Genomic DNA, 26,062 nt, shown 5'->3' with positions numbered 1-26,062 from the left:
CTGACCGGCAGGCACCGACCACGCGATAGCGTCGTCGAATGCGGTTGGCGGTGGGATGTGCGCAGTGGACGCACACGGCGTGGCAGGAGCGACAGCCGAATCCGCGGGAACGACTGCGCGGCTACGCGGACTGGTGTACCGCCGTGGAGGGCAACACGACCTTCTACGCGATTCCGGTCCGCAAGACGGTCCAGACATGGGCGGACCAGACGCCGCCGGAGTTCCGGTTCGTGCTGAAGCTGCCGAAGACCATTACGCACGAACGCCGAATGCACGGGGCCGAGGACGATCTGGCGACCTTTCTGGACGCGATCGAACCGCTCGGCCCGCGCACGCATGCGCTGTGGATCCAGCTGCCCGCCTCCTTCGCACCGACGGATCTCGGTGCGCTGGCGACTTTTCTGCGCCGCCTGCCGCCGCGGTACCGCTACGCCGTGGAGGTTCGCCACCCCGCGTTCTTCACCGAGGATCGCGCGGCCCAGCAGCTCGAGTACGTGCTGAACCGGGTCGGTGCCGAATGGATACCCTTCGACACCACAACGCTTTTCGCCGCGCGCCCGACCAGTCCCGGAGAACGGGAGGCCTGGAGCAAGAAGCCGCGCCTACCCCGCCGCGACCGCGCGCTCACCGAATTTCCCATCGTCCGCTACCACGGCCGCGACGACGCCGCGACCACGATTGCGGGCTGGCGGCCCTGGGTGGATACCGTCGCCGCCTGGCTGCGCGAGGGCCGCTCCCCCACGGTATTCGTGCACACCCCCGACAACGCCCAATCCCTGGTGCTGGCACGGCAATTCCACGACCGGGTCCGCGACGTGCTGCCCGAATTGGATCCGCAGCCCGAGCCCGCACCCTCGGACCCCATGACGCTGTTCTGAACGAGCATCACGGCCGCGCGGCGAATCCGCGCGGCCGTGATGCTGAGTGGTTTCTCAGCGCACGGGGTCGAAGTCCCGGGACGCGATGTACGTCGGCCGCGGCATCGGCGCGGAATACGGTGTGGTGAGCGCGTTCTCGACGCTGTTGAACACCAGGAAGATGTTCGAGCGCGGGAACGGGGTGATGTTGTCGGCCGAGCCGTGCATGATGTTCGAGTCGAACAGCAGTGCCGAGCCGCGGGCGCCGGTGAACTGCGCGATGCCGTGCCGGTTCGCCAGCTCGGTGATGTGAGCGTGGGAGGGCACGCCGATCTGCTGCTCCTGCAACGATTCCCGGTAGTGGTCCGCCGGGGTGGCGCCCTGACACGGCACGTAGGTGCGATGCGAGCCGGGCATCACCATGAGGCTGCCGTTGAAGGGGTAGTTGTCGGTCAGCGCGATGGACACGCTGACCGCGCGCGGCCCGGGCATCCCATCCTCGGCGTGCCAGGTCTCGAAGTCCGAATGCCAATAGAATCCGGTGCCCTCGAAGCCTGGCATGTAGTTCACCCGGCTCTGATGGATGTAGACCTCCGAACCCAGGACCCGTCGGGCCAGGCCCGCGACGCGGGGATCGCGCGCCAGCGCGGCCACCTTCTCGCTGATCCGGTGCACCTGGAAGATCGACCGCACCCGGTTCGATTTCTTCTCGATGATCACCCGCTCGTCCAGCCGCAGCTCCGGATCACCGGCGAGCCGTTCGGCCTCCGCCGAATACTCCGCCACCTCGGCGGGCGAAAGCAGCGCATCGATGATCGAGAATCCGTTGGTGTCGAAATCCGCGAGGTCGAAACCATCCGGCGACCCCGAGTCGATCCGGCCCCACACCGTCGGGTCGGTGCGTTCCGCCAGCGGGGCGGGTCCCGGTGTGCGAGTGGGGTACCGGTCGATTCGATTGTCGGCCAACGTCATCGGGGTGGATCCTCCTCAACTGAACTAATCTACTGCCACCAGCGGGTACACGCCGTTCTCGTCGTGCACCTCCTGCCCGGTCACCGGCGGATTGAATACACACAGCATCCGCATCTGCGTGCGGGTCTCGACGCGATGCCGCTCGTGCCCGTTCAGCAGATACATCGAGCCGGGGCCCAGCTCGTAGGTGACCCCGTTGTCCAGGTCGGTGAGGGTGCCTTCGCCCTCGACCAGCCAGACCGCCTCGACGTGGTTCTGATAGTGGAACTCGTGCACGGTTCCGGCCTGAATCGTCGTCTCGTGGAACGAGAATCCGACTCGGTCGCCACCCAGCACGATGCGCTTGCTGCGCCAGCCGTCGGCGGCGACGTCGCGATCGGTGCCGGTGATTTCCGCCGTGGTCCTGACAATCATGCTCAGTTGACTCCCCGCACGGCGTGCACGGCCGAGGTCAGGATGCCCAGCCCGTGTTCGAGCTCGTCATCGGTAAGCGTCAGCGGCGGAAGCAATTTCACCACCTGATCCTCGGCGCCGGAGGTCTCCACCAGCAGCCCGTTTTCGAAGGCGATGCGGCAGACCTTACTCGCCTGCGAGGCGTCTGCGAAGACCAAACCCTGCACCAGACCGCGCCCGCGGGTGGAGATTCCGGTGTGTTCGTCCGCAACGGCGCCGAAGGCCTCGTGGATCCGCTGTCCCTTGGCCGCGGTCGACTCCTCGAGCCGGTCGTCGGACCAGAAGTGTTCCAGCGCAACCTTGGCGGTCACGAATGCCGGGTTGTTGCCCCGGAAGGTGCCGTTGTGCTCGCCGGGCGCCCACTGGTCCAGCTCGCGGCGCATGAGCACCAGCGCCAGCGGCATGCCGTATCCGCCAATGGATTTGGAGAGTGTCACGATATCGGGGGTGATACCGGCGATCTCGAAGGAGAAGAACGGGCCGGTGCGTCCGCAGCCCATCTGCACATCGTCCACGATGAGCAGAATGCCTCGCGCGGAGCACAGGTCGGCCAGGCGGCGCAGCCACTCGGCGCGCGCGACGTTGACCCCGCCCTCACCCTGCACGGTCTCAACGATCACCGCGGCGGGCCGGTCGACCCCGGAGGAGTTGTCGTCCAGGACGCGCTCCATCCAGGTGAGCTCGCCGCCGTCGAGGTAGCCGTCGTATGGCATCGGGTTGACATGCACCAGCGGCACGCCCGCACCGGCCCGCTTGGCGGCGTTGCCCGTGACCGCCAGCGCGCCCAGCGTCATGCCGTGAAATGCGTTGGTGAAGTTCAGAATCGTGGTGCGCCCGGTCACCTTGCGCGCCAGCTTCAGCGCCGCCTCGACGGCGTTGGCGCCGGTCGGCCCGGGGAACTGCACCTTGTAGTCCAGCCCGCGCGGATCCAGCAGGACCCGTTCGATGGTCTGCAGCAGCTCGGCCTTGGCGACGGTGGACATGTCGAGGCCGTGCGTAATACCGTCGCGCGCAATGTAATCCAGCAGCGCCTGCTTGAGAACCGGGTTGTTGTGCCCGTAGTTCAGCGCGCCCGCGCCGGCGAAGAAGTCCAGGTACTCTCTTCCGTTGCCGTCACGCAGCCACGCCCCCTGGGCAGTATCGAACAACGTCGGCCATGCCCGGCAGTAGCCACGAACATTCGACTCCATCGATTCGAAAACAGTCATCTCAGCGGTGGTCATCGTTCCTCCGTGGTGTTGCCGCCACCGTTACGCAGTGGCGAGATCCGGTACAGGTCTTCGGATTCGTGCCCGTCCGGAAAATCTTCGGGTGTAAACAGCGTCTCGCGAGTCAGCTCCGCGCCATGACGGCGGGCGAGCGATGCGAACATCGCCAGCGAGGCCTCGTTGTCCGGGGAGACCGTCGTCTCCAGTACTGAAATACCATGCCCGGCAACGTCGTAAACCAATCGATCGAGCATTTTTACGCCGATCCCACGACCCCGGAAGGCGTGGTCGACGGCAACCTGCCAGATGAAGAGCACATCCGGCGCCTCCGGCCGCAAGTATCCCGTAACGAATCCCACAATGGCGCCGTCGATTTCGGCGACGACCGACGTGGATCGGAAGTCGCGGCACCACAGTAGATATGCGTAGCTCGAATTGGCGTCCAGCACTTGGGAATCCACGGCCAGGCGCCACATAGGCGCACCGTCACCGATTCGGGGCGCGCGGATGTCCACAGCACCGCCGGATGCCTTCGATGGGGTCGGGATGGGTTGCGTTGGGAGAGATTCGGAGCTCGAGGACGTTCTCCACGTTCGGGTTTGCGTCACATATCCAGGTTTGCCAACGAACTTTGAGGAGACCCGGTCGGCTACATTACGGTCGTGTTACGGGTATTTTTTCAGTGAGTTTCATCACTTAACGGCATCTTTACGATGAACCGCGCACCACCCCCCGGCCGATCGACGCATTCGACCCGACCACCATGTGCCGCAACGGTTTCCGTGACCAAGGCCAATCCGATCCCGGTGCCCGTTCCGGAGCGGCGGCTGCGGCGCACCGTCACGAAACGTTCAAATATCCGCTGCCGATCCGCGGGGGCGACTCCCGGACCGGCATCGTCGACTGTGATCACCACCTCACCGCCCACCCGCCCCGCGGTGAGCGCGACCACACCGCCGCCGTGCCGCTCGGCGTTCTCCAGCAGATTCACCAGCGCACGTTCGAGTTCGAGTTTGCGGCCGGTGACGGTCGCATCGATCGAAACCCGTAACAATTCGGGGGAATAGTGCAGTTCCGCGAGGGTGTGCTGGAGCAGTTCCCGCACCGACAGCGGCTCGGCGTCGGCGCGGTGCATGCGGGCCTCCGCACGGGCCAGCGCCAGCAGATCGTCCAGCAGTCGCTTGAGATGGTCGAGTTCGGCCCGCACCAGGGCCAGCGCCCGGCGGGAACGCTCGGGCAGCTCCGCCTCGTGCCGGGCCATGACGCCGACGCTGGTGGTCAGCGTGGTCAGCGGGGTGCGCAGTTCATGGCTGACGTCGCCGACCAGCCGCCGCTCCCGGTCGATGCGCTGCTGGAGCGAATCGACCATGGCGTTGAAGGCGTCGACGGTCGGCGCCAGGTCCGGGTCGTCGGTATCGGGCAGCCGCGTGCCCAGCTCGCCCGAGGCGATCCGGGCGGCGGTGCGGGTGACGCGCTGCAGCGGTTCGAGCAGCCGGCGGCTCAGCCACAGCCCGACGAACGCGCCGATTCCCGTGCCGCAGACCGCGCAGACGATCAGCGTGATCCACACCCCGCGATCCACCACCGACACCGCCGCCGCCAACACCGCGGACACCAGTCCGGCGGTCACGGCGAACGAGATGACGGCGCGGCCACGCAGACTCTGGCTATGCGACAGCAACCGCCGCCGCCCGGGCGACGACAGGGGCGCCGGATCAGGTCCGGACACGCTGCGTTCACCCACCCCGCCGGCTCCGCCGGCCGGCCATCCCCTCAGCGCTGTACATCGAGCCGATACCCCAGGCCCCGCACGGTCACCACGACGACCGGATCCGACGGATCCCGCTCGATCTTGGTGCGCAGCCGCCGCACGTGCACGTCCACGATCCGCTCGTCACCGAAAAAGCCACGGTCCCAAACTCTTTCGAGCAGGACACTGCGGGAGAGCACCCGGCCCGGCGTCTCGGCCAGCTCACACAGCAGCCGGAACTCCGTCAGCGTGAGGTGCAGCTCCTCCTCGCCCCGGTGCACGGTGCCACCCTCCGGCGAGAGCACGAGCGGGGTGTCGGGATCGGCATCGAGCACCAGCTCCTGCGGGGCCTGCGGCTCGATCGTCTGATTGGCGCGCCGGCGCAGCGCCCGCATGCGGGCGGTGATCTCCTTGATCTCGAAGGGCTTGGTCACGAAGTCGTCGGCGCCGGCCTCCAGCGCGGCCACCACGTCGTGGGTGTCGTCGCGGGCGCTGACCACGATGATCGGCACATCGTGATCGCGGCGGATCTCGCGAATGCAGGTGAAACCGTCCATGTCGCCGAGCATCAGATCCACGATCATGACGTCGGGGGCGCCGTAGTCGCGCAGATGTTCCAGCGCATCCTCGGCCTCCTCGGCCTCGGCCACGTCGTAGCCCTCGTCCTCCATGGCCAGCCGCAACGCGCCGCGGACCCGGTCGTCGTCCTCCACGATCATCAGGTTCGCAGTCATAATCCATTCCCTAGCTGACACGCGGCGAGGGCGCCCTGGAGCTCGGCATCCTCTTCGGGCAAACGCCACTGGGGAGTACCCGAGATCACGCTGAGGTAAACGTAGGGCAATCGAAGCGCCCCGATCAACCGCCCGCGGCTCGACACGTAATGATGCGGAACCGTTATCGGCCTGTTACATTGGGATTTGCCGCCGAACGGCACCGATGTGATTACCGCCACACAGGGGTCACATCCACGACATGGACCGCCACAACCAACCCGCCCGGACCGCCCGTCCGGGGAGAAGAAGCCGAAAGGTAGCGGAGTACCCACAACTGAACAGGGAAAACCTACGGCTATCCCCGCGATGCGCCGTGGCTCTCGCATGCCCCGTAAGCTGGGGCCGAACAGTTCGGCGATGGCGGGTAGCGGGGGCAAGTCCTGACGCTCGCACAGGCAAGTGCAGGAGACACCATGTCAGGTCGCCCACGACGGAGCGACGGCCGTCACGGCGTGAAATACCTTCCAGGCGTGCAAGACACGAGCGGGGCTCGCGGCACCCGCCGCGGCGTATCCCGCAGCGGCATCGCGATGTGCCTCGTCCTGGCGGCGGCATTACTGGCCGCCTGCTCGTCCGGCCCCGGGTCGGCCCCCAAGGCCCCCGCGCCCGCGAAACCGGCCGGACCGGCCATCACGGTGACCCCGGCGGGCGGCACGAATATCGACCCGCTCGGCAAGATCCAGGTGAGCGCCTCGCAGGGCCAGCTGACCTCGGTCACGATGACCAACGAGGACGGCAAGCAGATCGAGGGCATCTTCACCCCCGACAAGACGGTGTGGAAGCCCGCGAGCCCGCTCGGGTACAACCACACCTACACCGTCACCGCGCAGGGCCTGACCCTCACCGGCCCCAGCGGCCCGGCGAAGGCCACGTTCAGCACGATCACGCCGAGCAATCAGACCAAGGCGTATCTCACCACCACCAGCCAGGCGCCCATCGGCGACGGCGGCACCTTCGGCGTCGGCATGGTCGTCGTCGCCCACTTCGACGAGCCGATTCCGGACCGCGCGGCCGCGGAACGACACCTGAACGTCACCACCGATCCCCCGGTGCAGGGCTCCTGGTACTGGCTCGACGACCAGAACGCGCACTGGCGGCCCGAAAAGTATTGGGCCCCCGGCACAAAGGTGAACGTCGCGGCGAACCTCTACGGCGCCCAGCTGGGCAACGGGCTGTACGGGCAGGAGGATTCCAAGGCCTCCTTCACGATCGGCCCCTCGCACGTCTCGATCGCCGACGACAACACCAAGCAGGTCCAGGTCTTCGAGAACGGCAAGCTGATACGCACGATGCCCACCTCGATGGGCATGGGCGGCACGCAGGTCGTCAACGGCAAGACCATCTACTTCTGGACCATGCCCGGCACGTACACGGTAATGGGCCGGGGCAATCCGGTGATCATGGACTCCTCGACCTTCGGCCTGCCGGTCAACTCCCGGCTCGGCTACAAGGAGGCCATCAACTGGGCCACCCAGATCAGCGCAGACGGCATCTATCTGCACGAGCTGCAGACGACGGTCTGGGCGCAGGGCAACACCGACACCTCGCACGGCTGCCTGAACCTGAATCCGGCCAATGCCCAATGGTTCTACGGCTTCTCCAACCTCGGCGACATCGTCGAGGTGCACAACACCGGCGGCCCGGCCCTGCAGGTCTGGGACAACGGCGACTGGACCCTGCCGTGGGACCAGTGGCTCCAGGGCAGCGCGCTGAACAGATAGCGCGCCCCCGCACAAGTCACCGCGAACCAAAACCGCAAGGCGGACAATACAATCCGATATAGCAAGGGCCGGTCCTCCCGTGGGGAGGACCGGCCCTTGCCGCCTTACCTGCTCACCGGCTCACCGGAACTCAGCTCGCCTTGGTGTACGGGAACATCTTGTCCAGATCCAGGTTGAGCTCGAGCACGTTGACCCTCGGCTCACCCATGAAGCCGAGCGCGCGGCCCTGGGTGTGCTCGGCGACCACCGCACGGATCTTGTCCTCGGACACCTTGCGCGCCTTGGCAACCCGCGGAATCTGGATGTTCGCGTAGGCCGGGGAGATGTCCGGGTCCAGGCCCGAGGCCGAGGCGGTCACCGCATCGACCGGCACCGGGGTGTCGACCGAGGCATTACCGCGGATCGGCACGATCTGGCCCTTCGAGTAGTCCGCGCCGACCGTCGCGCACTGCACCGCGATCCCCTTGTAGAACGTCATGAACGGCTTCGGGGTCGTCGGGCAGGGCTCGTTGACGCTGATCACCTGCGTGGGATTCTGGACGTTGCCGTGCGAGTCACGCGGACCCATCACCGCCAGCACCGCCCCGACGCCGCCGGAGGTGCAGAACGGCCGGCTGCCGTCCACGCCCTCCAGGGTGCCCACCGCCTGGCTGCGCGAGCACACCGTGCTCAGCAGCGCCTGGGTGATCTTCACGTTCTTGGGGTTCTTGGTCGCGTCCGGATCCTTGGGATCGGCACTGGTGATCGTGTCCACGATCGACTCCGGGCCCATGTTGCCGAACGTGGAGCTGGCCGGATCGTAGCCGTCCGGGATCGGGCTCACGCCCGTCTTCGGGTCGGCCGCGGGCACCGCGTTGGTCGGACGCGTCTGGAAGTACTGGTTCAGCGCGTTGCCCTTACCGTCGGTGAACGCCTGGCCGATCAGCTTGCTGCCCACGACCTTTCCGTTCACCGTGATCAGCGACCCCTCGGCCCTGCTGTGCAGGCCGGGCAGCTGCGCCACCGCGAAAACCGCGGCGGGATAGCCGATTCCGAGAATCACCGTCATGACGAGCAGGCAACGTAGCGCGGCCACGTGCTGCCGGATCCAAGTCGACATTCGCATTAGGACATCCCGGGGAAGAATTGGATGATCAGGTCGATCACCTTGATGCCGATGAAGGGCATGATGATGCCGCCGAGGCCGTAGATGTAGAGGTTACGGCTGAGCAGCTTGGACGCGCTCGAGGGACGGTAGTTCACCCCTCGCAGCGCCAGCGGGATCAGCGCGACGATGACGAGCGCGTTGAAGATGACCGCGGACAGGATCGCGGACTGCGGGGAGTGCAGCCGCATGACGTTCAGGATGTCCAGGCCCGGGAACAGCGACACGAACATCGCGGGAATGATCGCGAAGTACTTGGCGATGTCGTTGGCGATCGAGAACGTGGTGAGCGCACCGCGCGTGATCAGCAACTGCTTGCCGATCTCGACGATCTCGATCAGCTTGGTCGGGTCGGAATCCAGGTCGACCATGTTGCCGGCTTCCTTGGCTGCGGAAGTACCGGTGTTCATGGCGACGCCCACGTCGGCCTGGGCCAGGGCGGGAGCGTCGTTCGTGCCGTCGCCGGTCATGGCGACCATGCGGCCGCCCTCCTGCTCCTTCCTGATCAGCGCCAGCTTGTCCTCGGGAGTGGCCTCCGCGAGGAAGTCGTCGACGCCCGCCTCGTCGGCGATCGCCTTGGCGGTCAACGGGTTGTCGCCCGTGATCATGACCGTCCGGATGCCCATCTTGCGCATCTCGTCGAAGCGCTCGCGCATGCCCTGCTTGACGACGTCCTTGAGGTGGATGACGCCCAGCAACTTGGCCTTGCCCTCGCGCACCTCACCGACGACCAGCGGCGTGCCACCGGCGGCGGAGATGCCGTCGACGGTCTGTCCCAGTTCGGCCGGGACCTCGCCGCCCAGCGACCGCACCCATTCGGTGACCGCGCTCGCGGCGCCCTTGCGCAGCTGATGCCCGTCGGACAGATCAACACCCGACATGCGGGTCTGGGCCGTGAACTCCACCCAGGTGGCGCCGGTCAGCTCGCCCGCGGTCCGCTCGCGCTTGTTGAACGCCTGTTTGGCGTACACCACGATCGAGCGGCCCTCGGGGGTTTCGTCCGCAAGGCTGGAAAGCTGTGCGGCATCGGCCAATTCGTCCGCGGTGACACCGGCGACGGGCACGAAGTCCGAGGCCTGACGGTTACCGAGGGTGATGGTGCCGGTCTTGTCCAGCAGCAGGGTGTTCACGTCACCGGCGGCCTCGACGGCGCGGCCGGACATGGCCAGCACGTTGCGCTGCACCAGGCGGTCCATGCCGGCGATGCCGATGGCCGACAGCAGCGCGCCGATGGTGGTCGGAATCAGGCACACCAGCAGCGAGACCATGACGATCCCGGTGACGCCGTAGTGGTTCAGCGTCTGATTGTCCGGGACACCGGGGTTGTTGGCCTTGGAGAAGATGGCCAGCGGCTGCAGCGTCGCCACGGCGAAGACGAAGATGATCGTCAGCGCGGCCAGCAGGATGTTCAGCGCGATCTCGTTCGGCGTCTTCTGCCGCGAGGCGCCCTCGACCAGCGCGATCATCTTGTCGATGAACGAGCCGCCGGGCTCCTGGGTGATCTTGACGACGATCCGGTCGGACAGCACCGTGGTGCCGCCGGTGACCGCGGAACGGTCACCGCCGGACTCGCGGATCACCGGCGCGGATTCACCCGTGATGGCCGACTCGTCCACCGAGGCAATGCCTTCCACGACGTCGCCGTCGCCCGGAATGACCTGCCCGGCCTCGACGACCACGTAGTCACCACGCTGCAGATCCGGAGCCGCCACGCTCTCCTCGACGACGGCAGCGCCGGGAGACCAGCTCACCAGTCGGCGAGCGACGGTGTCGGTCTTGGCCTTTCGCAGCGTGTCAGCCTGCGCCTTGCCGCGGCCCTCGGCGACGGCCTCGGCCAGGTTGGCGAAAAGCACTGTCAGCCAGAGCCATACGACGATCGCCCACGCGAAGAAGGTGGGGTTCATGACCGCGAGCACGGTCGTCCAGATGGCGCCGATCTCGACGATCAGCATCACCGGGTTCTTGTACAGCGTGCGCGGATCCAGCTTCTTCAGCGCATCCGGCAGCGACTTCACCAGCATCTTGGGGTCGAACAGGCCGCCCGAGACCCGGCTCTTGTGTGCCGCGGCGGGCTGCTGCTCCTGCGCCGGAGTCTGATCAATGGTTGGTGTGGTCATATCAGTGGATTCCTTCAGCGAGCGGCCCGAGCGCGAGCGCGGGCAAGAAGGTGAGGGCGACCAGGATGATCGTCACGCCGGCGACCATGCCGACGAACAGCGGCCGGTGCGTGGGCAGGGTGCCCTCGGAGGCGGGCGTATGTCCTTGCGCGGCAAGCGAACCAGCCAGGGCGAGCGCGAAGATGATCGGAATGAACCGGCCGAACACCATGGCCAGGCCCAAGGCGGTGTTCCACCAGGGTGTGTTCGTGCTCAGACCGGCGAAGGCCGAACCGTTGTTGTTCGCCGCGGATGTGAAGGCGTACAACACTTCCGAGAGGCCGTGTGGACCGGTGTTGGCCATCGCCGCCCGCTCGCCCGGGAAGGACATCGCGACAGCAGTGCCGATCAACACGATCAGCGGCGTGACGAGGAAATAGGCCGCGGCCAGCTTGATCTCGCGCGGGTTGATCTTCTTGCCCAGGTATTCCGGCGTGCGACCGACCATCAGACCGGCGACGAAGACCGTGATGACGGCCAGGATCAGCATGCCGTACAGGCCCGAGCCGGTACCACCCGGCGCGACCTCGCCCAGCTGCATGTTGAACATCGCCATCAAACCACCGGTGCTGGTAAGCGAGTCGTGTGCCGAGTCGACCGCCCCGGTCGAGGTCAGCGTCGTGGCGGTGGTGAAGGTCGCCGAGTTCGACACGCCGAACCGGGTTTCGATGCCCTCCATGGCGGCGCCGACCGCGGTCGGCACGGTGCCGTGGTGGTGCAGCTGGAAGAAGTTGGTCAGCACCACGCTGAAGGTCGCCAGCGAGGCCATCACCGCGGCGATGGCGAAGCCCTGCTTGGGGCTGCCCACCATGCGGCCGAAGGTGCGCGGCAGCGAGAAGCTGATCACCAGCAGCAGGAAGATCTCGACGAAGTTCGTCCATGAGGTGGGGTTCTCGAACGGGTGCGCCGAGTTCACGTTGTAGAAGCCGCCACCGTTGGTGCCCAGTTCCTTGATGACCTCCTGGCTGGCCACCGGGCCGCCGGGCAGGGTCTGCGTGCCGGTGTTGGCCACGGTGGTCGCGGTCTGCGACCAGAGATGGAAGTTCTCGACCACGCCGCCGGCGATCAGCACGATCGCGAAGACCAAGGCGATCGGCAGCAGGATCCGGATGGTTCCCCGCACGAGATCCACCCAGAAGTTGCCCAGGTCGCCGGTGCGATGCCGGGCGAATCCGCGCACCAGCGCGATCGCCACGGCGATGCCGACGGCCGCGGACACGAAGTTCTGCACGGACAGGCCGCACATCTGAACCACGTGGCCCATGGTGGACTCACCGGCGTAGCTCTGCCAGTTGGTGTTCGTGATGAAGCTGATCGCGGTGTTCCAGGCCAGATCGCCGGTCATCTTGGTGCCCGGGTTGGTCAGGTGCCACGGCAGGTGGCCCTGGACGATCTGCAGGAAGAATAGGAACAGCACGCTGATCGCCGAGAAGGCCAGCACGCTGCGGGCGTAGACCGCCCACGTCTGCTCCACCCCGGGTTCGACGCCGATGAGCTTGTAGATGACCCGCTCGGCCCGGGAGTGCTTCTCGCTCGAGTACACCCGGTACATGTAGTCGCCGAGCGGAATGTGCACCAGGGCGAGCGCGATGATCAGGGCCGCTACGAAAACGATCCCTGCGGTAGTCGTGTTCACCTAGAACCTTTCGGGGTACAGCAGCGCAGCAACCAGATAGACGGCGACGCCGACGGCCAGAACCAGACCGATGATGTTCTGCGTCACAGCCGCTCAACTCCCCGCTGGATCAGCCCGAGTAGGGCGAAGATCGCCACGGTTACCACCGTGAACACCACGACAGACATGTCGAACCTTTCTTGGACAAACGCCGCATACGAGCGACGCAGTGAGTCAAGCGTTCAGACGGCCCGTTTTCGAGTTCCTTGACACCTTCTTAGCGCCTCGGACGTCCGCATTGACGGACCACTTACGGGTGTTCCCCCCGTGTCGCCCCCAGGGCGTAAAGGTCCATTTCAATGCCGTCAAGAAAACGTCAACGAGGCCGTACGGCGCGGCGCCGGCGGTAGACAGGGTAAAGCTCGGCAACGCATGTCCAGCGGCCGACGCTGATGAGCCTAGGGGACATCGATAGTCCGGCGTGAGCCGAGCAGCAGCGAGGAGAAACATGAACACCGGCGCGCTTGCGGTGTTGACGACCGCCGGAACGGTCCTTGCGGCCGGTGTGCTGATCCGGCGGGCGCTCGCCCCCGCGCCGACGCCGCTCCGGGTGCGCGTGCCTGCGTACGCGCACCCGCCCCGACGCGAGATGATGAACAGGTGAAACGCGGTCAGCTACGGATATACCTCGGTGCCGCCCCGGGCGTGGGCAAGACCTTCGCCATGCTCGGCGAGGCGCACCGGCGCATCGGGCGCGGGCGCGATGTGGTGGCCGCGGTGGTGGAGACGCACGGCCGCCGCAAGACCACCGAGCTGCTCGAGGGCATCGAGCGCATCGCCCCCAGGATGATGTCCTACCGCGGCACCACGCTGCCCGAACTCGACGTGGAGGCCGTGCTGCGCCGCGCGCCCGCGGTGGTGCTGGTCGACGAGCTCGCGCACACCAACGTGCCCGGTTCCAAGAACGAGAAGCGCTGGCAGGACGTGCACGAGCTGCTGGACGCGGGCATCGACGTGATCTCCACGGTCAACGTGCAGCATCTGGAGAGCCTGAACGATGTGGTCGAGCAGATCACCGGCGTGGTACAGCGGGAAACCGTGCCCGACTGGGTGGTTCGCGGCGCCGACCAGGTGGAGCTGGTCGACATCACCCCGGAGGCGTTGCGGCGCAGGATGTCCCACGGCAACGTCTACGCCGCCGAGAAGGTCGACGCGGCGCTGCGCAACTACTTCCGTCCCGGAAACCTCACCGCGCTGCGGGAATTGGCGCTGCTGTGGCTGGCCGATCAGGTGGACGCCGCGCTGGCCAAGTATCGCGAGGACCACCGGATCACCGATATCTGGGAGGCGCGCGAGCGCGTCGTCGTCGCGGTGACCGGCGGGCCGGAGTCCGAGACGATCGTGCGCCGCGCCAGCCGCATCGCCACCAAGTCCAGCGCCGATCTGATCGTCGTGCACATCGTGCGCGGCGACGGCCTCGCCGGGGTGTCGACGCAGCGGATGAACCGGCTGCGCGACCTGGCGACCGGCCTGGGCGCCAGCTTGCACACGATAACCAGCGAGGACGTGCCCCATGCGCTGCTGGACTTCGCGCGCGGGGTGAACGCGACCCAGCTGGTGCTGGGCACCTCGCGCCGCTCGCGCTTCGCCCGCATGCTGGACGAGGGCATCGGATCGACCGTGGTCCAACTCTCGGGCAAGATCGACGTGCACATGGTCACCCACGAGGAGTCCAACCGCGGATTCCGCTGGCGCGCGCTGCTGCCGCGCGAGCGCAAGCTGACCTCCTGGGCCGCGGCGCTGGCGGTTCCAGCGGTGATCACCGCGGTCTGCTTCTATTTCCTGGACAAGCACCTGGACCTGGCCGGGGAGAGCGCGCTGTTCTTCATCGGCGTGATCGGGGTCGCGCTGCTGGGCGGCGTCGCGCCGGCCTCGCTCTCGGCGGTGCTGGGCGGTCTGCTGCTGAACTGGTTCTTCGTCTCCCCTCGCTACAGCCTGACCATCGCCGAGCTGAACAACTTCCTGACCATCGTGGTGATGGCGATGGTCGCGGTCGCGGTGGCCGCGCTGGTGGACATCTCCAAGCGCCGAACCAGTCAGGCGCGCACCGCATCCCGGCAGGCCGAACTGCTGACGCTGTTCGCCGGCGCCGTGCTGCACGGCGCGGATCTGCCCGATCTGCTCGAGCATGCCCGCGAGACGTTCGGCATGCGCGCGGTCAGCCTCGCGAACGGCGACGATGTCGTCGCGTGCGTCGGCGAGGAGCCCGCGCGCCGGGTCAAGGATGCCGACACCGCCATCGAGGCCGGGGACGACGAGCACTGGCTGCTGCTCAACGGCCATTCGCTCACCGCCGCGGACCGCCTGGTGCTGGGCGCGGTCGCCAATCAGGCGGCCGGTCTGGTGCGGCAGCGTCAGCTCTCGGACGAAGCGCAGGCCGCGGCCGGGGTGCTCGAGGCCGACCGGCTGCGCCGCGCCCTGCTGTCGGCGGTCAGCCACGACCTGCGCACACCGCTGGCCGCGGCCAAGGCCTCGGTCTCGAGCCTGCGCAGCGACGACGTGGAGTTCTCCCCGGAGGACACCGCCGAACTGCTGGAGACCGTCGAGGAATCCGTCGATCAGCTCACGGGCCTGGTCGGCAATCTACTGGACTCCTCGCGGCTCGCGGTCGGAGTGGTGAAGCCCCAGCTGAAACGGGTGTATCTGGAGGAGGTAGTGAATCGCGCGGTCGTCGGCGTCGGCATGGGCACCCGCAGCCTGCGCCGCGCGGTGATGGACCGGGTGAAGGTGGAGGTCGGCGATGTCGCGGTGCGCGCCGACGGCGGCCTCCTGGATCGGGTGCTGGCCAACCTGATCGATAACGCGCTGCGGTATTCGCCCCCGGACACGCCCATTCGGGTCACCGCCGAGCAGACCGGAGACCGCGTGTCGCTGACGGTCGTGGACTACGGTCCCGGGGTGCCGACGGGGCTGGAGGATCAGCTGTTCGAGCCCTTCCAGCGCCTCGGCGACCGCGACAACTCCACCGGCGTCGGGCTGGGGCTGTCGGTGGTGCGGGGCTTCGTCGAGGCGATGGGCGGCACCGTCCACGCCGAGCCGACGCCCGGCGGCGGGCTCACCATGGTTATCGATCTACCGGCCGATCAACAGGAAGAGGAGAAACGGTGACGACACCGGCGAGTTCGAACGACGGGGACCGCCCCGGCGGCTCGCGTGTGCAGGGCGGGGCCCGCGATCGCGACCAGCCCGGCGCCGTGCAGACCAAGGTGCTGGTGGTCGACGACGAGCCGCAGATTCTGCGCGCGCTGCGGATCAATCTGTCGGTGCGGGGCTACGAGGTGATCACCGCGGCCACCGGCGCCGCGGCGCTGCGGGCCGCGGCGGAGAAGCATCCCGACGTGGTGGTGCTCGACCTGGGCCTGCCGGATATGGACGGCATCGACGTGCTGGCGGGCCTGCGCGGCTGGAGCCAGGCGCCGGTGATCGTGTTGTCCGCGCGCACCGACTCCGCGGACAAGGTCGAGGCGCTGGACGCGGGCGCCGACGACTACGTGACCAAACCGTTCGGCATGGACGAGCTGCTGGCGCGACTACGGGCGGCGGTGCGCCGCGGCGCGACCGCGACGGAGGGTTCGGATCCGGTGGTGGAGACCTCGTCGTTCACCGTGGACCTGTCGGCGAAGAAGGTCATCAAGCACGGCGGCGACGTGCATCTGACGCCGACCGAATGGGGCGTGCTCGAGATGCTGGTGCGCAATCAGGGCAAGCTCGTGGGGCGGCGGGAGTTGCTGCGCGAGGTGTGGGGCCCGTCGTATGCCACCGAAACCCATTATCTGCGTGTGTATCTCGCGCAGCTGCGACGCAAGCTCGAGGACGATCCGTCGCACCCCAAGCATCTGCTCACCGAGGCGGGCATGGGATATCGGTTCTGTGTCTGACTTGTCGAACCCATCGCGTCGCGGGCGGGGTGGAGCCGGGCCGAGCCGCTTCGCCGCAGGGCGCGCACGCGGTTGCGTTCGCAACAGTCGAGTGCGGACAAAGCGGTAGTGATGGCAGGATCGGGGCATGGCTGAACAGTCCTCCAACGGCAAGGCACAGACCTCGACCGTCGCGGCGACCACCCGGGCTCCCAAGACCCCGACCTCGCTGTGGGTCGAGCGCACCGCCACCCGGCGCTACACCGGGCGCAGCTCGCGCGGCGCGGAGGTCCTCGTCGGCTCCGACGGCGTGCCCGGCGTCTTCACCCCGGGCGAGCTGCTCAAGATCGCGCTGGCGGCCTGCACCGGGATGAGTTCGGACTTCCCGCTGTCGAACCGGCTCGGCGAGAACTATGACGTGACCATCCGGGTTTCCGGCGACGCCGACCGCGAGAACGAGGTGTACCCGGAGCTGAACGAGATCGTCGAGCTCGATCTGTCCGAACTCGACGAGGCCGGTCGCGAGCGGCTGCTGGTGACGGTGCAGCGCGCCATCGACAAGGTGTGCACCGTCGGACGCACCCTGAAGGCGGGCACCACGGTGAACCTGTCGTTCCAGGCGGACGAGTGAACATGCGCATCCGGATGGTAGCCGCGTGAGCGGAGCGAACCAGTGACACGGCGCGCCGCGCGCACGACGGAGCCGAGCGCCAGCGAGGTGGAGTCGTGAGCGGAGCGCAGCGGAGCGAACCAGTGACACGGCGCGCCGCGCGCACGACGGAGCCGAGCGCCAGCGAGGTGGAGTCGTGAGCGCAGCGCAGCGCAGCGAACCATCGACACAGTGCGCCGCGCGCACGACGGAGCCGAGCGCCAGCGAGGTGGAGTCGTGAGCGGAGCGCAGCGGAGCGAACCAGTGACACAGTGCGCCGCGCGCACGACGGAGCCGAGCGCCAGCGAGGTGGAGTCGTGAGCGCGGAGCACGTGCGGGTTGTCGCCTGGGTGCACGGCCTCGTCCAGGGCGTGGGCTTTCGCTGGTGGACCCGGGCCCGCGCGCTGGAGCTGGCGCTGGTCGGCTCGGCCCGGAACACCAGCGACGGCCGGGTCCATGTCATTGCCGAGGGCCCGCGCGAGAATTGCGAGAAGTTACTGACGCTGCTGCGTTCGGGGACGACGCCGGGTCGGGTAGACCTGGTTGTGGAAGACTGGAGCGCCGCCCAGGGCGGGCTCACGGGATTCGTGGAACGGTAAGCGGCGGGGAACAGGGAGTCATCGGTGGCAACGGAACATCCGGGCATGGACGCATACCGTCCGAGCCCTGAGGGCACAGGCGATCCCTCCGCGGACGAACCCACCACGCGCATGCCGCATCCCGAGCAGCCGCAACCGAATCCGACGCTGCCGATGCCGGGCATGCCGCACGCCGAATCCCCCGGTGGCACCGGCGAGCCCGCATCCGCCGCACATCCCGGCCAGGCGGGCCCGGGTGGGTCCGGGGGCGGCTCACCCGATCCGACGGTGGCAATGCCGGGCATGCCGTACTTCGGAACCCCGGGGGGCACTGCCGGATTCGACCCGGCACCGCACCCCGGGCCGGGATTCGCCCAGCCCAACCCGACGCTCGCGATGCCGGGCGTACCGAATCCGCTTGCGGGGCTCGGCTATCCGGCGGACCCGTCGGCGGCCGCGGGGCCCGATGTCGGCGGTGCGATCTACCACTCCTCCGACGAGCCCGGCCCGTCCGGCGAACACGAGATCGGCGGGGCCGTCTATCCCTCGTCCCCGGATCACCCGCGCGGCAGCATCTCGCGCCAGGAGGCCGGTGTCACCCAGCCCCGCCCGCCGACGGTGGCCGAAGCGCGGGCGCGGGACAAGGCCCGCAAGCGCGCGGAGGAGGCCGAGCGTGCGGCCGCGGAGGCCCTCGAGGCCAAGCGGAAGCGGCGCAGGAAGGCGCTGATCGGCGGCGCCGCGGTCGTCGGCGTGGCCGCGATCGTCGGCGCCGGCTATCTCGCCTGCCAGGCCGCCGAGCAGCCCGATGTCACCGCGTACTGCGTCAGCGACAACACCAAAGGCCAGCAGACCGTCGTCAACGACAACGACTGCGTCGCCGCGCAGGCCTACGCCACCAACGCCGGCTACTACCACAGCGGCCTGCCGGCCATCTTCTTCTTCAACGGCCACCAGTACCACTACTACTACGGCGGCACGAACACCATCGGCCGCCCGCCCACCGGTGGCAGCTTCAGCGAACCGAGTGGCGCGCACATCAGCACCAAGAGCGGCACCGTCATTCGCGGCGGGCTGGGCTCCAAGAGTGGCGGAAAGTCGGGAGGTTCCTAGGTCATGCGCCGGGTACGTGGAAGGCCGCGGGCGAGCTGGCAGCGCATCATCGCCGATCAGGGCCTGGTATTCGGTTCCCCTGGAATGGATTCCAACGGGCAGCCACGCCCGTACTGGGACGAATCGGTGCACTACGAGTTCGATCTCGACGAGATCCTCGCGATGGAGGCGCAGGTCGAGGTGCTGCACACGATGTGCCTGCACGCCGCCGAGCAGGTGGTGCTGACCGAGAGGTTCGCCGATTTCGGTCTGCCGCAATGGAGTTGGGGCCCGATCACCGAGTCCTGGCACCGTAGCGACCCGTACGTCTACGGCCGCTTCGATCTGCGCTACGACGGACGCGGCCCGGCAAAACTGCTGGAGTACAACGCCGATACGCCGACCTCCCTGCTGGAGGCGGCGATCGTGCAGTGGCACTGGCTGACCGACGTGTATCCCGACGACGATCAGTGGAATTCGTTGCACGAGAAGCTCGTCGAGCGCTGGGGCGAGCTGCGAAAGACCCTGCCGAAGGGTGGGCTGCACTTCACGTGGTCCTCGGCCGATGCCAGCGGCGAGGACAACGTCACCACCGCCTACATGCAGGAGACCGCCGCGGAGGCCGGATTCGACACCGTCGCACTGCCGATCGAGGAGGTCGGCTGGGACACCGAGCTGGACCGCTTCGTCGACCTGGCCGAGGCGCCCATCGAGTCCATCTTCAAGCTGTACCCGTGGGAATGGGCCCTGGACGACGACTTCGGACAGCGCGTGGTCGGCTCACTGCCGCAGACGACGTGGGTCGAGCCGCTGTGGAAGACCCTGCTGTCGAACAAGGCGCTGCTGGCCGTGCTGTGGGAGATGTATCCCGGCCACCCGAATCTGCTGCCCGCCTACATCGATGACCCGCACGAGCTCACCGAGTACATTCGCAAGCCGAAGCTCGGCCGCGAGGGCGCCAACATGACCATCGTCGGCGCGGGAATGGAAACCGCGACCGGCGGGGTCTACGGCGAAGAGGGCTACATCTACCAAATGCTGGACCCGCTACCGGATTTCGACGGTCAGCGCCCCGTGCTGGGTGCGTGGATCGTCGGCGACACGGCCGCGGGCATGGGCATCCGCGAAACCCCCGGCCTCATCACCGACGACACCTCGACGTTCGTGCCGCACCGGATTCCGGCGAAGCCGTGACATGGCCTCCGCTCCGCTCCGGCGGAGCCGGGCCCGGCTAGCCCCTACGCTCGGCCAGGCGGGCCAGCAGCCGCTTGTGCACCGACGGCGGCAGCATGTCCGAGACGTCGCCGCCGAAGGTGGCCACCTCCTTGACCAGCGAGCTGGACAAGAAGCTGTGGACCGGATTGGTGGCGATGAAGAAGGTGTCCACGCCCGAGAGCTTGTTGTTCATCTGCGCCATCTGCATCTCGTAGCCGAAGTCGGTGGCATCGCGCAGCCCCTTGACGATGGCGGTGATGCCCTGCTCCCGCGCGAAGTCGACGAGCAGGCCGTGCCAGGATTCCACCCGGACGTTGGGCAGATCCGCGGTGACCTCGCGCAGCATCTCCATCCGCTCGTCGACGGTGAACATGCCCTGCTTGTTCTTGTTGATCATCACGGTCACGACGACCTCGTCGAATTGCGCCGCGACGCGGGCGAAGACGTCGAGATGTCCGTTGGTTACCGGATCGAACGATCCCGGGCAGAGTGCTCCAGCCATGGTCGAAACCTAACAGGCCCGTGGGTGGGAAACACCCACAGGCGCAGGGTCAGGAACCGCAGGGTGCCCACGCCCGCGGTGACGACGATGACGGCAATCGCCTCCGGGATATCGCCGAGCCCGGGGGCCAGGAAGTCCAGCAGCGCCAGCGCGGCCGAGGTGATGCCCAGCCCTGCCAGCGCCAGACCGCCGCCCTCCAGCTGCGCGGTGAGCCAGCTGACCCGGTCCGAGGCGCGAAAGGTCAGGCGTCGGTGCAGCTCGTTGGCGATGGCGGTGCTCACCACCGACCCGGTGAGGTTGGCCAGCTGCGGGCCGCCGCCGTAGCAGGCCATGAACAGCAGGAAGTAGCCGATATTGCTGAAGCCGCCGACCAGGGCGAAGCGGATCAGCTGGGCGAGCCAGCGATCGCTGCGCAGATACTCCCCGAGACGGGCCAGCTGCCGGCGAAAGGGCAGGGTCGCGGTCCGCACCTTGTCGGTCGCGGCGAGCACGGTATCCGTGGCGGCCAGCACCGTATCGGTCGCGGCATTGACGGCGTCGGTGGCGGCGGCCTGCATGGCATCCAGGGTGTCGTCGGGCGCGGGCCGGGGATCGTCCCCCGCGCCCGGATGTACCGGATACACGACAGCCATGCTCAATTCCGATCGACATTGCCGGACTCGGTCCGGCTATCTACCGCTCGGTAAATAATTTAACACCAACCGGAGTCATTGCCTCCACTTGATTCTGTGGCGTTGGAAACACCCGCCGACACACCGCGAGTGAACTGGGTCCACTTCGGCGCCGAGGGGCACACTGGCTTACGGCGGCATGGAGGTTCGCCGTGGTAAGTCGGTATGAGAGTGGGGTAGCAAGATGTATCGCGTATTCGAGGCCCTCGACGAGCTGGTCGCGATCGTCGAAGAGGCGCGCGGTATCCCGACCACCCGCAATTGCGTCGTGCCGCGCGGCGACATGCTCGAGCTACTCGACGACGTCCGCGAGGCCATCCCCGGCGAGCTGGACGACGCGCAGGACGTCCTCGATCATCGCGACGGAATCGTCAACGACGCCCGCAGCTCCGCCGAATCCACGATCACCAGCGCCAACGATCAGGCCGAGAGGACCGTCACCGGCGCCCGCGCCGAGGCCGACCGCCTGCTGGCCGATGCCAAGGCACACGCCGACCGCATGATCGCCGAGGCCCGCGCGCATGCCGACCACCTGGTCGCCACCGCCACCGCTGAGGCCGAGCGGGTGGTCGCCGACGGCAAGGCCGAATACGAGGCCCTCACCGGCCGCGCCCGCACCGAGTCCGAGCGCATGATCGCCGCGGGACAGGCCTCCTACGAGCGCTCGGTCGCCGAGGGCCAGTCCGAACAGGACCGCCTCGTGCAGCAGACCGAGGTGGTGCGGGCCGCGCACGGCGAGTCCGCGCGGCTGATCGATTCCGCACAGGCCGAGGCCGATCGGCTGCGCAATGACTGCGACCAGTACGTCGACAGCAAGCTCGCCGATTTCGAGGAGACGCTGCACACCGCCCTGCGCACGGTCGGCCGCGGCCGGCACCAGCTGCGCAGCGGTACGGGCGTACCGGATTACGCGAGCGAATTCCGCAGGTGATCCCCTTGCTCCCCCGGGGATGGCAAGCCGGCGGAGCTTGCGGAGCCGGCGGGGTGGGTAAGTTTTGGGCTGGCGATGCGAATTCGGTATCGTGGGGTGGTTGCCCATCCACCGCCCATGAGGAAATGAGCTCAATGCCCGCCGAATCCGGTTCCGGTTCGCGTCGTCGTCAGACGGACGCGGGCTTCGTGCTGGACACCCGCAGCCTCGGCCGCAAGCCGGGGTCGATGAAAACCCTGCAGCGCACGGTGACCGTGCCGGAGAAGATCGGCTTGGACCTGATCGGCATTCCGGCGGGAGCCGAGGTGGAGCTGGATCTCACGCTGCAGTCGGTGTCGGAGGGTGTGCTGGTCATCGGTTCGGTGTCCGCGCCGCTGGCCGGTGAATGCTCGCGCTGCCTGGAATCGTTCACCGACGAGCTCGAACTGCAGGTGACCGAGCTGTTCGCCTACCCGGACAGCGTCACCGAGCAGACCACCGAGGAGGACGAGATCCACCGCCTCGTCGACGACATGATCGACCTGGAACCGGTGGTCGTGGACGCGGTCGGGCTCGAGCTTCCGCTGCAGCCGCTGTGCGAGCCGGACTGCCCCGGACTGTGCGCCGAATGCGGTGTGCGGATGGCGATTGCGGGTTCCGATCACGGGCATGAGATACTGGACCCTCGCTGGGCCGGGCTTGCCAAATTCACGGCCGAGTCCCCCGGCACCGGTGGCACTGCCGCCGAGCTGAACTAGACGTAAGCAGATTTCTTGCCGAGCCGCGCGGCCCGGCAAGTTCGAAGACAGAGGAGAAGTTGAAGTGGCCGTTCCGAAGCGCCGGATGTCCCGTTCCAACACCCGCTCGCGGCGCAGCCAGTGGAAGGCCACCGCGCCGACCCTGATCACCTGCCCGAACCGCGCGTGCGGCGAGAAGACCCTGCCGCACACCGCGTGCCCGAACTGCGGTACCTACAAGGGCCGCCAGGTCGCGTCCGCAGTTTGATAACACCGGCAGCGCACCGTGACCGCCAGTAAGGACGGCGCGGACTCGCCCTCGGGTGAGTCCGCCGACCATACGAGCCTGCTCGAGGCTTTGGGTGTCGACTTGGGCGAGGAGCTGCTCCGGCTTGCCCTCACCCATCGCTCCTACGCCTACGAGAACGGTGGCCTGCCCACCAACGAACGCCTGGAGTTCCTGGGCGATTCGGTCCTGGGCCTGAGCATCACCGAGCGCCTGTACCTCGAACATCCGGACAAGTCCGAGGGTGAACTGGCGAAGCTGCGCGCCAGCGTGGTCAACATGCATGCGCTGGCCGAGGTCGCGCGCGCCCTGGGCGAGGGCGGCCTGGGCCGGCATCTGCTGCTCGGCAAGGGCGAGGAGATGACCGGCGGGCGCGACAAGCCGAGCATCCTCGCCGATGGCATGGAGTCGCTGCTGGGCGCGGTGCATCTCGAGCACGGCATCGAGGTGGCCCGCGGCGTGGTGCTGCGGCTGTTCGCCGATCTGCTCGAGCGCGGCCCGCGGATGGGCGCTGGCCTGGACTGGAAGACCAGTCTGCAGGAGCTGACCGCCGAGCGCGGCCTCGGCGTGCCCTCGTACGAGATCACCTCGACCGGCCCCGACCACGACAAGGAGTTCACCGCCACGGCGGTGATCGGTGGTCAGGCCTACGGCAAGGGCGTCGGCCGGTCCAAGAAGGAAGCCGAACAGAAGGCCGCCGGCGCTGCCTGGCGGGCCCTGAACGAGGGCTAGATGCCCGAACTTCCCGAGGTCGAGGTCGTGCGCCGCGGCCTGGCCGATCACGTTGTCGGCCACGTCATCGAATCCGTCACGGTGAAACATCCCCGCTCGGTGCGCAGGCATGCGCTCGGCGGGGATGATTTGGCCGCGCGTCTTTCCGGGCTGCGCGTGGAAACCGCGCAGCGTCGCGGCAAATTCCTGTGGCTGACCTTCGACGATCCCGAAACCGCCCTGGTCGTTCATCTCGGCATGAGCGGGCAGATGCTGGTCGAGTCGGCCGATGCGCCGCTGGAGAAGCACGCGCATATCGTCGCGACCCTCGATTCGGGTGCACAGCTGCGATTCGTCGATCAGCGCACGTTCGGCGGGTGGGCGCTGCATCCGGTCGTCGAGGTCGACGGGACGACCGTGCCCGAGGCCGTGGCCCATATCGCCCGCGATCCGCTGGATCCGCGGTTCGACGCCGACGCGGTGGTGAAGGTGTTGCGCGGCAAGCACTCCGAGATCAAGCGGGTGCTGCTGGATCAGACCGTCATCTCCGGGGTCGGCAACATCTACGCCGACGAGGCCCTGTGGCGGGCGAAGATTCACGGTGAGCGCATCGCCGCCAAGCTCACCCGCCCGGATCTGCACCGGCTGCTGACCGAGGTGCACGCGGTGATGTCCGAGGCGCTGCGGGCGGGCGGCACCTCCTTCGACGCCCTGTACGTCAATGTGAACGGCCAGTCCGGCTATTTCGAACGCTCCCTGGCCGCCTACGGCCGCGAGGACGAGCCCTGCCGCCGCTGCGGCGCGCCGATCCGCCGGGAAAAGTTCATGAACCGATCGTCGTACTCCTGCCCCCGCTGCCAGCCCAGGCCGCGCTACCACTAGGACTCATCCGGCTGAAACAGCCAGGGAAACGTTCCCGTCCACGCCGTCGTTGTAGGCGGGATGCTTCCACACCGACGAGTGAACCTGTCCACGAATTCCTCCCCGGTATCGTGGGTCGAATGACACAGGATCCCGTTGCGGCGCTGCGGGAGATCGCGTTCTGGATGGAGCGGGATCGGGCACAGACGCATCGGGTCAAGGCCTATCGGCGGGCGGCCGACACGATCGCGGCGTTGTCGGACGACCGGTACGAGCAGTTCAGCGCGAGCGGTCGGTGGCAGGACATTCCGGGCATCGGGCCGAAGACGGCCGCGGTCATCGCGCAGGCGAGCGCCGGGCAGGTGCCCGATAAATTGACCGAATTGCGTTCGGCCGCAAAGCCGATCGCGCCGGAGGGGGCGGCGTTGCGCAAGCTCCTGCGGGGCGATCTGCACACCCACTCGAACTGGTCGGACGGCGGCAGCCCGATCGAGGAGATGATGCGCACCGCCATGGCGCTGGGCCACGAATACTGTGCGCTGACCGATCATTCGCCGCGACTGACCGTCGCCAACGGCCTGTCCGCGGACCGGTTGCGCCGTCAGCTCGACGTGGTCGCCGAGCTCAACGCCGAGCTCGCGGCGCTTCCCCACCCCGCCGGCTCCGCAAGCTCCGCCGACTCACCATCCCAGCCGTTTCGGATCCTGACCGCGATCGAGGTCGACATCCTCGACGACGGCGCCCTGGATCAGCGCGCGGATCTGCTGGCCGAACTGGATATCGTTGTCGCCAGCGTGCATTCGCATCTGCGGGCCGACAGCGAGACGATGACCCGGCGCATGGTGTACGCGGTCGCGAACCCGAACGTCGATATCCTGGGCCACTGCACCGGGCGGCTGGTTGAGGGTGAACGCGGCATCCGGCCCGAGTCGGAATTCGACGCCGAGGTGGTGTTCGAGGCGTGCCGCCGCTACGGCACCGCCGTCGAGATCAACAGCCGCCCCGAGCGGCGCGACCCACCCGGCCGCCTGATCCAGCTGGCGGTGGAGATCGGCTGCCACTTTTCCATCGATACCGACGCCCACGCCCCCGGACAACTGGACTGGCAGGGCTACGGCTGCGCCCGAGCCCTGGCCAACGGGGTCCCCGCCGAACGCGTCATCAACACCTGGCCGCTGGAGCAACTGCTGGCATTCGCGCGCACCGAAGCGGGCGCCTGACGGTCGCTGTCCCCGGTGAGGTATCCGGCGGGCAAACCCCGAATTCGACAGGCGGACGCGGGAT

At 67.7% G+C, this 26,062-nt stretch carries 27 protein-coding genes; 15 read left to right on the top strand and 12 right to left on the bottom strand.

Going from position 1 to position 26,062, the window contains the following annotated elements; genetic code table 11:
• Positions 1-38: 38 nt before the first annotated feature.
• The gene (locus KO481_RS20120; RefSeq protein WP_215918716.1) at positions 39-878 is read left to right on the top strand and encodes a DUF72 domain-containing protein; all 840 of its coding nucleotides are present in this window, start codon (positions 39-41) and stop codon (positions 876-878) included.
• Between the two features lie 54 nt (positions 879-932).
• Here the strand turns inward: KO481_RS20120 and thpD are convergent, their stop codons facing one another.
• The 6 genes from thpD to KO481_RS20090 all read right to left on the bottom strand — a co-directional run bounded on the left by thpD (position 933) and on the right by KO481_RS20090 (position 5,974).
• Positions 933-1,829, bottom strand: coding sequence for an ectoine hydroxylase (gene thpD, locus KO481_RS20115; RefSeq protein WP_215918715.1), 897 nt, complete (start codon positions 1,827-1,829; stop codon positions 933-935).
• A gap of 24 nt (positions 1,830-1,853) precedes the next feature.
• A complete protein-coding gene (locus KO481_RS20110) occupies positions 1,854-2,243 on the bottom strand; it encodes an ectoine synthase (protein ID WP_215918714.1) in 390 nt (129 codons plus the stop codon).
• A gap of 2 nt (positions 2,244-2,245) precedes the next feature.
• Positions 2,246-3,505 (bottom strand): diaminobutyrate--2-oxoglutarate transaminase, encoded by a 1,260-nt coding sequence (gene ectB, locus KO481_RS20105; protein WP_215918713.1) that lies wholly within the window; start codon positions 3,503-3,505, stop codon positions 2,246-2,248.
• Positions 3,502-4,038 (bottom strand): diaminobutyrate acetyltransferase, encoded by a 537-nt coding sequence (ectA, locus tag KO481_RS20100; RefSeq protein WP_308166712.1) that lies wholly within the window; start codon positions 4,036-4,038, stop codon positions 3,502-3,504. The genes ectB and ectA overlap by 4 nt, the downstream gene beginning before the upstream one ends.
• 131 nt (positions 4,039-4,169) lie before the next feature.
• Complete coding sequence (locus KO481_RS20095) at positions 4,170-5,234, bottom strand: HAMP domain-containing sensor histidine kinase (RefSeq protein WP_308166699.1); 1,065 nt, start codon at positions 5,232-5,234, stop codon at positions 4,170-4,172.
• A gap of 29 nt (positions 5,235-5,263) precedes the next feature.
• Positions 5,264-5,974: a response regulator transcription factor gene (locus KO481_RS20090; RefSeq protein ID WP_215918711.1), complete on the bottom strand. Its 711-nt coding sequence runs from the start codon at positions 5,972-5,974 to the stop codon at positions 5,264-5,266.
• Positions 5,975-6,546: 572 nt separating this feature from the next.
• Between KO481_RS20090 and KO481_RS20085 the strand changes: the two genes are divergently transcribed.
• Entirely contained in the window at positions 6,547-7,737 is a 1,191-nt protein-coding gene (locus KO481_RS20085) for a L,D-transpeptidase (RefSeq protein ID WP_215918933.1), read from the top strand.
• Between the two features lie 130 nt (positions 7,738-7,867).
• Here KO481_RS20085 and KO481_RS20080 read toward each other — a convergent pair whose 3' ends face one another.
• From KO481_RS20080 to kdpF, 4 genes are read right to left on the bottom strand one after another with little or no spacing between them, the layout of a single operon-like run.
• Positions 7,868-8,842: a potassium-transporting ATPase subunit C gene (locus KO481_RS20080; RefSeq protein ID WP_215918710.1), complete on the bottom strand. Its 975-nt coding sequence runs from the start codon at positions 8,840-8,842 to the stop codon at positions 7,868-7,870.
• Positions 8,842-10,998, bottom strand: coding sequence for a potassium-transporting ATPase subunit KdpB (kdpB, locus tag KO481_RS20075; RefSeq protein ID WP_215918709.1), 2,157 nt, complete (start codon positions 10,996-10,998; stop codon positions 8,842-8,844). Before kdpB ends, KO481_RS20080 begins: the two co-directional genes overlap by 1 nt.
• A 1-nt stretch (position 10,999) precedes the next feature.
• Positions 11,000-12,673: a potassium-transporting ATPase subunit KdpA gene (gene kdpA / locus KO481_RS20070; RefSeq protein WP_215918708.1), complete on the bottom strand. Its 1,674-nt coding sequence runs from the start codon at positions 12,671-12,673 to the stop codon at positions 11,000-11,002.
• Complete coding sequence (kdpF, locus tag KO481_RS20065; RefSeq protein ID WP_215918931.1) at positions 12,674-12,760, bottom strand: K(+)-transporting ATPase subunit F; 87 nt, start codon at positions 12,758-12,760, stop codon at positions 12,674-12,676.
• A gap of 400 nt (positions 12,761-13,160) precedes the next feature.
• Here kdpF and KO481_RS20060 point away from each other — a divergent pair, with 400 nt between their 5' ends.
• From KO481_RS20060 to KO481_RS20030, 7 genes are all read left to right on the top strand, one after another.
• On the top strand, positions 13,161-13,316 hold the full coding sequence (locus KO481_RS20060) for a hypothetical protein (protein WP_215918707.1): 156 nt from the start codon (positions 13,161-13,163) through the stop codon (positions 13,314-13,316).
• Positions 13,313-15,820, top strand: a complete 2,508-nt coding sequence (locus KO481_RS20055; RefSeq protein ID WP_215918706.1) for an ATP-binding protein — start codon at positions 13,313-13,315, stop codon at positions 15,818-15,820. Before KO481_RS20060 ends, KO481_RS20055 begins: the two co-directional genes overlap by 4 nt.
• Before the next feature lie 86 nt (positions 15,821-15,906).
• Positions 15,907-16,590 carry a response regulator gene (locus tag KO481_RS20050; protein WP_215918929.1) on the top strand — a complete coding sequence of 228 codons (684 nt, stop codon included), beginning with the start codon at positions 15,907-15,909 and terminating at the stop codon, positions 16,588-16,590.
• A gap of 127 nt (positions 16,591-16,717) precedes the next feature.
• Positions 16,718-17,200 carry an OsmC family protein gene (locus tag KO481_RS20045; RefSeq protein ID WP_215918705.1) on the top strand — a complete coding sequence of 161 codons (483 nt, stop codon included), beginning with the start codon at positions 16,718-16,720 and terminating at the stop codon, positions 17,198-17,200.
• Positions 17,201-17,535: 335 nt separating this feature from the next.
• On the top strand, positions 17,536-17,817 hold the full coding sequence (locus KO481_RS20040; RefSeq protein WP_215918704.1) for an acylphosphatase: 282 nt from the start codon (positions 17,536-17,538) through the stop codon (positions 17,815-17,817).
• Positions 17,818-17,841: 24 nt separating this feature from the next.
• The gene (locus tag KO481_RS43130) at positions 17,842-18,906 is read left to right on the top strand and encodes a hypothetical protein (RefSeq protein ID WP_245401181.1); all 1,065 of its coding nucleotides are present in this window, start codon (positions 17,842-17,844) and stop codon (positions 18,904-18,906) included.
• A 3-nt stretch (positions 18,907-18,909) separates the two neighbouring features.
• On the top strand, positions 18,910-20,079 hold the full coding sequence (locus KO481_RS20030) for a glutathionylspermidine synthase family protein (RefSeq protein ID WP_215918703.1): 1,170 nt from the start codon (positions 18,910-18,912) through the stop codon (positions 20,077-20,079).
• A 37-nt stretch (positions 20,080-20,116) separates the two neighbouring features.
• Here the strand turns inward: KO481_RS20030 and coaD are convergent, their stop codons facing one another.
• Together coaD and KO481_RS20020 are read right to left on the bottom strand one after the other, a co-directional pair.
• Positions 20,117-20,602 carry a pantetheine-phosphate adenylyltransferase gene (gene coaD, locus KO481_RS20025; protein ID WP_215918702.1) on the bottom strand — a complete coding sequence of 162 codons (486 nt, stop codon included), beginning with the start codon at positions 20,600-20,602 and terminating at the stop codon, positions 20,117-20,119.
• Positions 20,563-21,234: a GtrA family protein gene (locus KO481_RS20020; RefSeq protein WP_308166698.1), complete on the bottom strand. Its 672-nt coding sequence runs from the start codon at positions 21,232-21,234 to the stop codon at positions 20,563-20,565. Before KO481_RS20020 ends, coaD begins: the two co-directional genes overlap by 40 nt.
• Before the next feature lie 223 nt (positions 21,235-21,457).
• Between KO481_RS20020 and KO481_RS20015 the strand changes: the two genes are divergently transcribed.
• The 6 genes from KO481_RS20015 (at position 21,458) to KO481_RS19990 (ending at position 25,998) form a co-directional block, all read left to right on the top strand.
• Complete coding sequence (locus tag KO481_RS20015; RefSeq protein ID WP_215918701.1) at positions 21,458-22,204, top strand: polarized growth protein Scy-related protein; 747 nt, start codon at positions 21,458-21,460, stop codon at positions 22,202-22,204.
• A 134-nt stretch (positions 22,205-22,338) separates the two neighbouring features.
• Entirely contained in the window at positions 22,339-22,941 is a 603-nt protein-coding gene (locus tag KO481_RS20010; protein ID WP_215918700.1) for a YceD family protein, read from the top strand.
• Positions 22,942-23,005: 64 nt separating this feature from the next.
• Positions 23,006-23,188 carry a 50S ribosomal protein L32 gene (gene rpmF / locus KO481_RS20005; protein WP_215918699.1) on the top strand — a complete coding sequence of 61 codons (183 nt, stop codon included), beginning with the start codon at positions 23,006-23,008 and terminating at the stop codon, positions 23,186-23,188.
• Between the two features lie 18 nt (positions 23,189-23,206).
• The gene (gene rnc, locus KO481_RS20000) at positions 23,207-23,938 is read left to right on the top strand and encodes a ribonuclease III (RefSeq protein ID WP_215918698.1); all 732 of its coding nucleotides are present in this window, start codon (positions 23,207-23,209) and stop codon (positions 23,936-23,938) included.
• Positions 23,939-24,799, top strand: a complete 861-nt coding sequence (gene mutM / locus KO481_RS19995) for a bifunctional DNA-formamidopyrimidine glycosylase/DNA-(apurinic or apyrimidinic site) lyase (protein ID WP_215918697.1) — start codon at positions 23,939-23,941, stop codon at positions 24,797-24,799.
• Positions 24,800-24,918: 119 nt separating this feature from the next.
• Positions 24,919-25,998, top strand: a complete 1,080-nt coding sequence (locus KO481_RS19990; protein ID WP_215918696.1) for a PHP domain-containing protein — start codon at positions 24,919-24,921, stop codon at positions 25,996-25,998.
• The last annotated feature ends 64 nt before the right edge of the window (positions 25,999-26,062 follow it).

Origin of the sequence: Nocardia albiluteola (genome assembly GCF_018860155.1) — a bacterium.
Classification (GTDB): domain Bacteria; phylum Actinomycetota; class Actinomycetes; order Mycobacteriales; family Mycobacteriaceae; genus Nocardia; species Nocardia albiluteola.
The sequence above is the reverse complement of the archived record's forward strand: the minus strand, read 5'-3'. Positions and strand labels throughout refer to the sequence as shown.

What these genes read in the sequence shown, in the direction of transcription:
- KO481_RS20120 (WP_215918716.1), top strand. Translation starts at nt 39, where the DNA reads ATGCGGTTGGCGGTGGGATGTGCGCAGTGGACGCACACGGCGTGGCAG.
- thpD (WP_215918715.1), bottom strand. Translation starts at nt 1,829, where the DNA reads ATGACGTTGGCCGACAATCGAATCGACCGGTACCCCACTCGCACACCG.
- KO481_RS20110 (WP_215918714.1), bottom strand. Translation starts at nt 2,243, where the DNA reads ATGATTGTCAGGACCACGGCGGAAATCACCGGCACCGATCGCGACGTC.
- ectB (WP_215918713.1), bottom strand. Translation starts at nt 3,505, where the DNA reads ATGACCACCGCTGAGATGACTGTTTTCGAATCGATGGAGTCGAATGTT.
- KO481_RS20090 (WP_215918711.1), bottom strand. Translation starts at nt 5,974, where the DNA reads ATGACTGCGAACCTGATGATCGTGGAGGACGACGACCGGGTCCGCGGC.
- KO481_RS20085 (WP_215918933.1), top strand. Translation starts at nt 6,547, where the DNA reads ATGTGCCTCGTCCTGGCGGCGGCATTACTGGCCGCCTGCTCGTCCGGC.
- KO481_RS20080 (WP_215918710.1), bottom strand. Translation starts at nt 8,842, where the DNA reads ATGCGAATGTCGACTTGGATCCGGCAGCACGTGGCCGCGCTACGTTGC.
- kdpB (WP_215918709.1), bottom strand. Translation starts at nt 10,998, where the DNA reads ATGACCACACCAACCATTGATCAGACTCCGGCGCAGGAGCAGCAGCCC.
- KO481_RS20060 (WP_215918707.1), top strand. Translation starts at nt 13,161, where the DNA reads ATGAACACCGGCGCGCTTGCGGTGTTGACGACCGCCGGAACGGTCCTT.
- KO481_RS20045 (WP_215918705.1), top strand. Translation starts at nt 16,718, where the DNA reads ATGGCTGAACAGTCCTCCAACGGCAAGGCACAGACCTCGACCGTCGCG.
- KO481_RS20030 (WP_215918703.1), top strand. Translation starts at nt 18,910, where the DNA reads ATGCGCCGGGTACGTGGAAGGCCGCGGGCGAGCTGGCAGCGCATCATC.
- coaD (WP_215918702.1), bottom strand. Translation starts at nt 20,602, where the DNA reads ATGGCTGGAGCACTCTGCCCGGGATCGTTCGATCCGGTAACCAACGGA.
- KO481_RS20020 (WP_308166698.1), bottom strand. Translation starts at nt 21,234, where the DNA reads ATGGCTGTCGTGTATCCGGTACATCCGGGCGCGGGGGACGATCCCCGG.
- KO481_RS20015 (WP_215918701.1), top strand. Translation starts at nt 21,458, where the DNA reads ATGTATCGCGTATTCGAGGCCCTCGACGAGCTGGTCGCGATCGTCGAA.
- KO481_RS20010 (WP_215918700.1), top strand. Translation starts at nt 22,339, where the DNA reads ATGCCCGCCGAATCCGGTTCCGGTTCGCGTCGTCGTCAGACGGACGCG.
- mutM (WP_215918697.1), top strand. Translation starts at nt 23,939, where the DNA reads ATGCCCGAACTTCCCGAGGTCGAGGTCGTGCGCCGCGGCCTGGCCGAT.
- KO481_RS19990 (WP_215918696.1), top strand. Translation starts at nt 24,919, where the DNA reads ATGACACAGGATCCCGTTGCGGCGCTGCGGGAGATCGCGTTCTGGATG.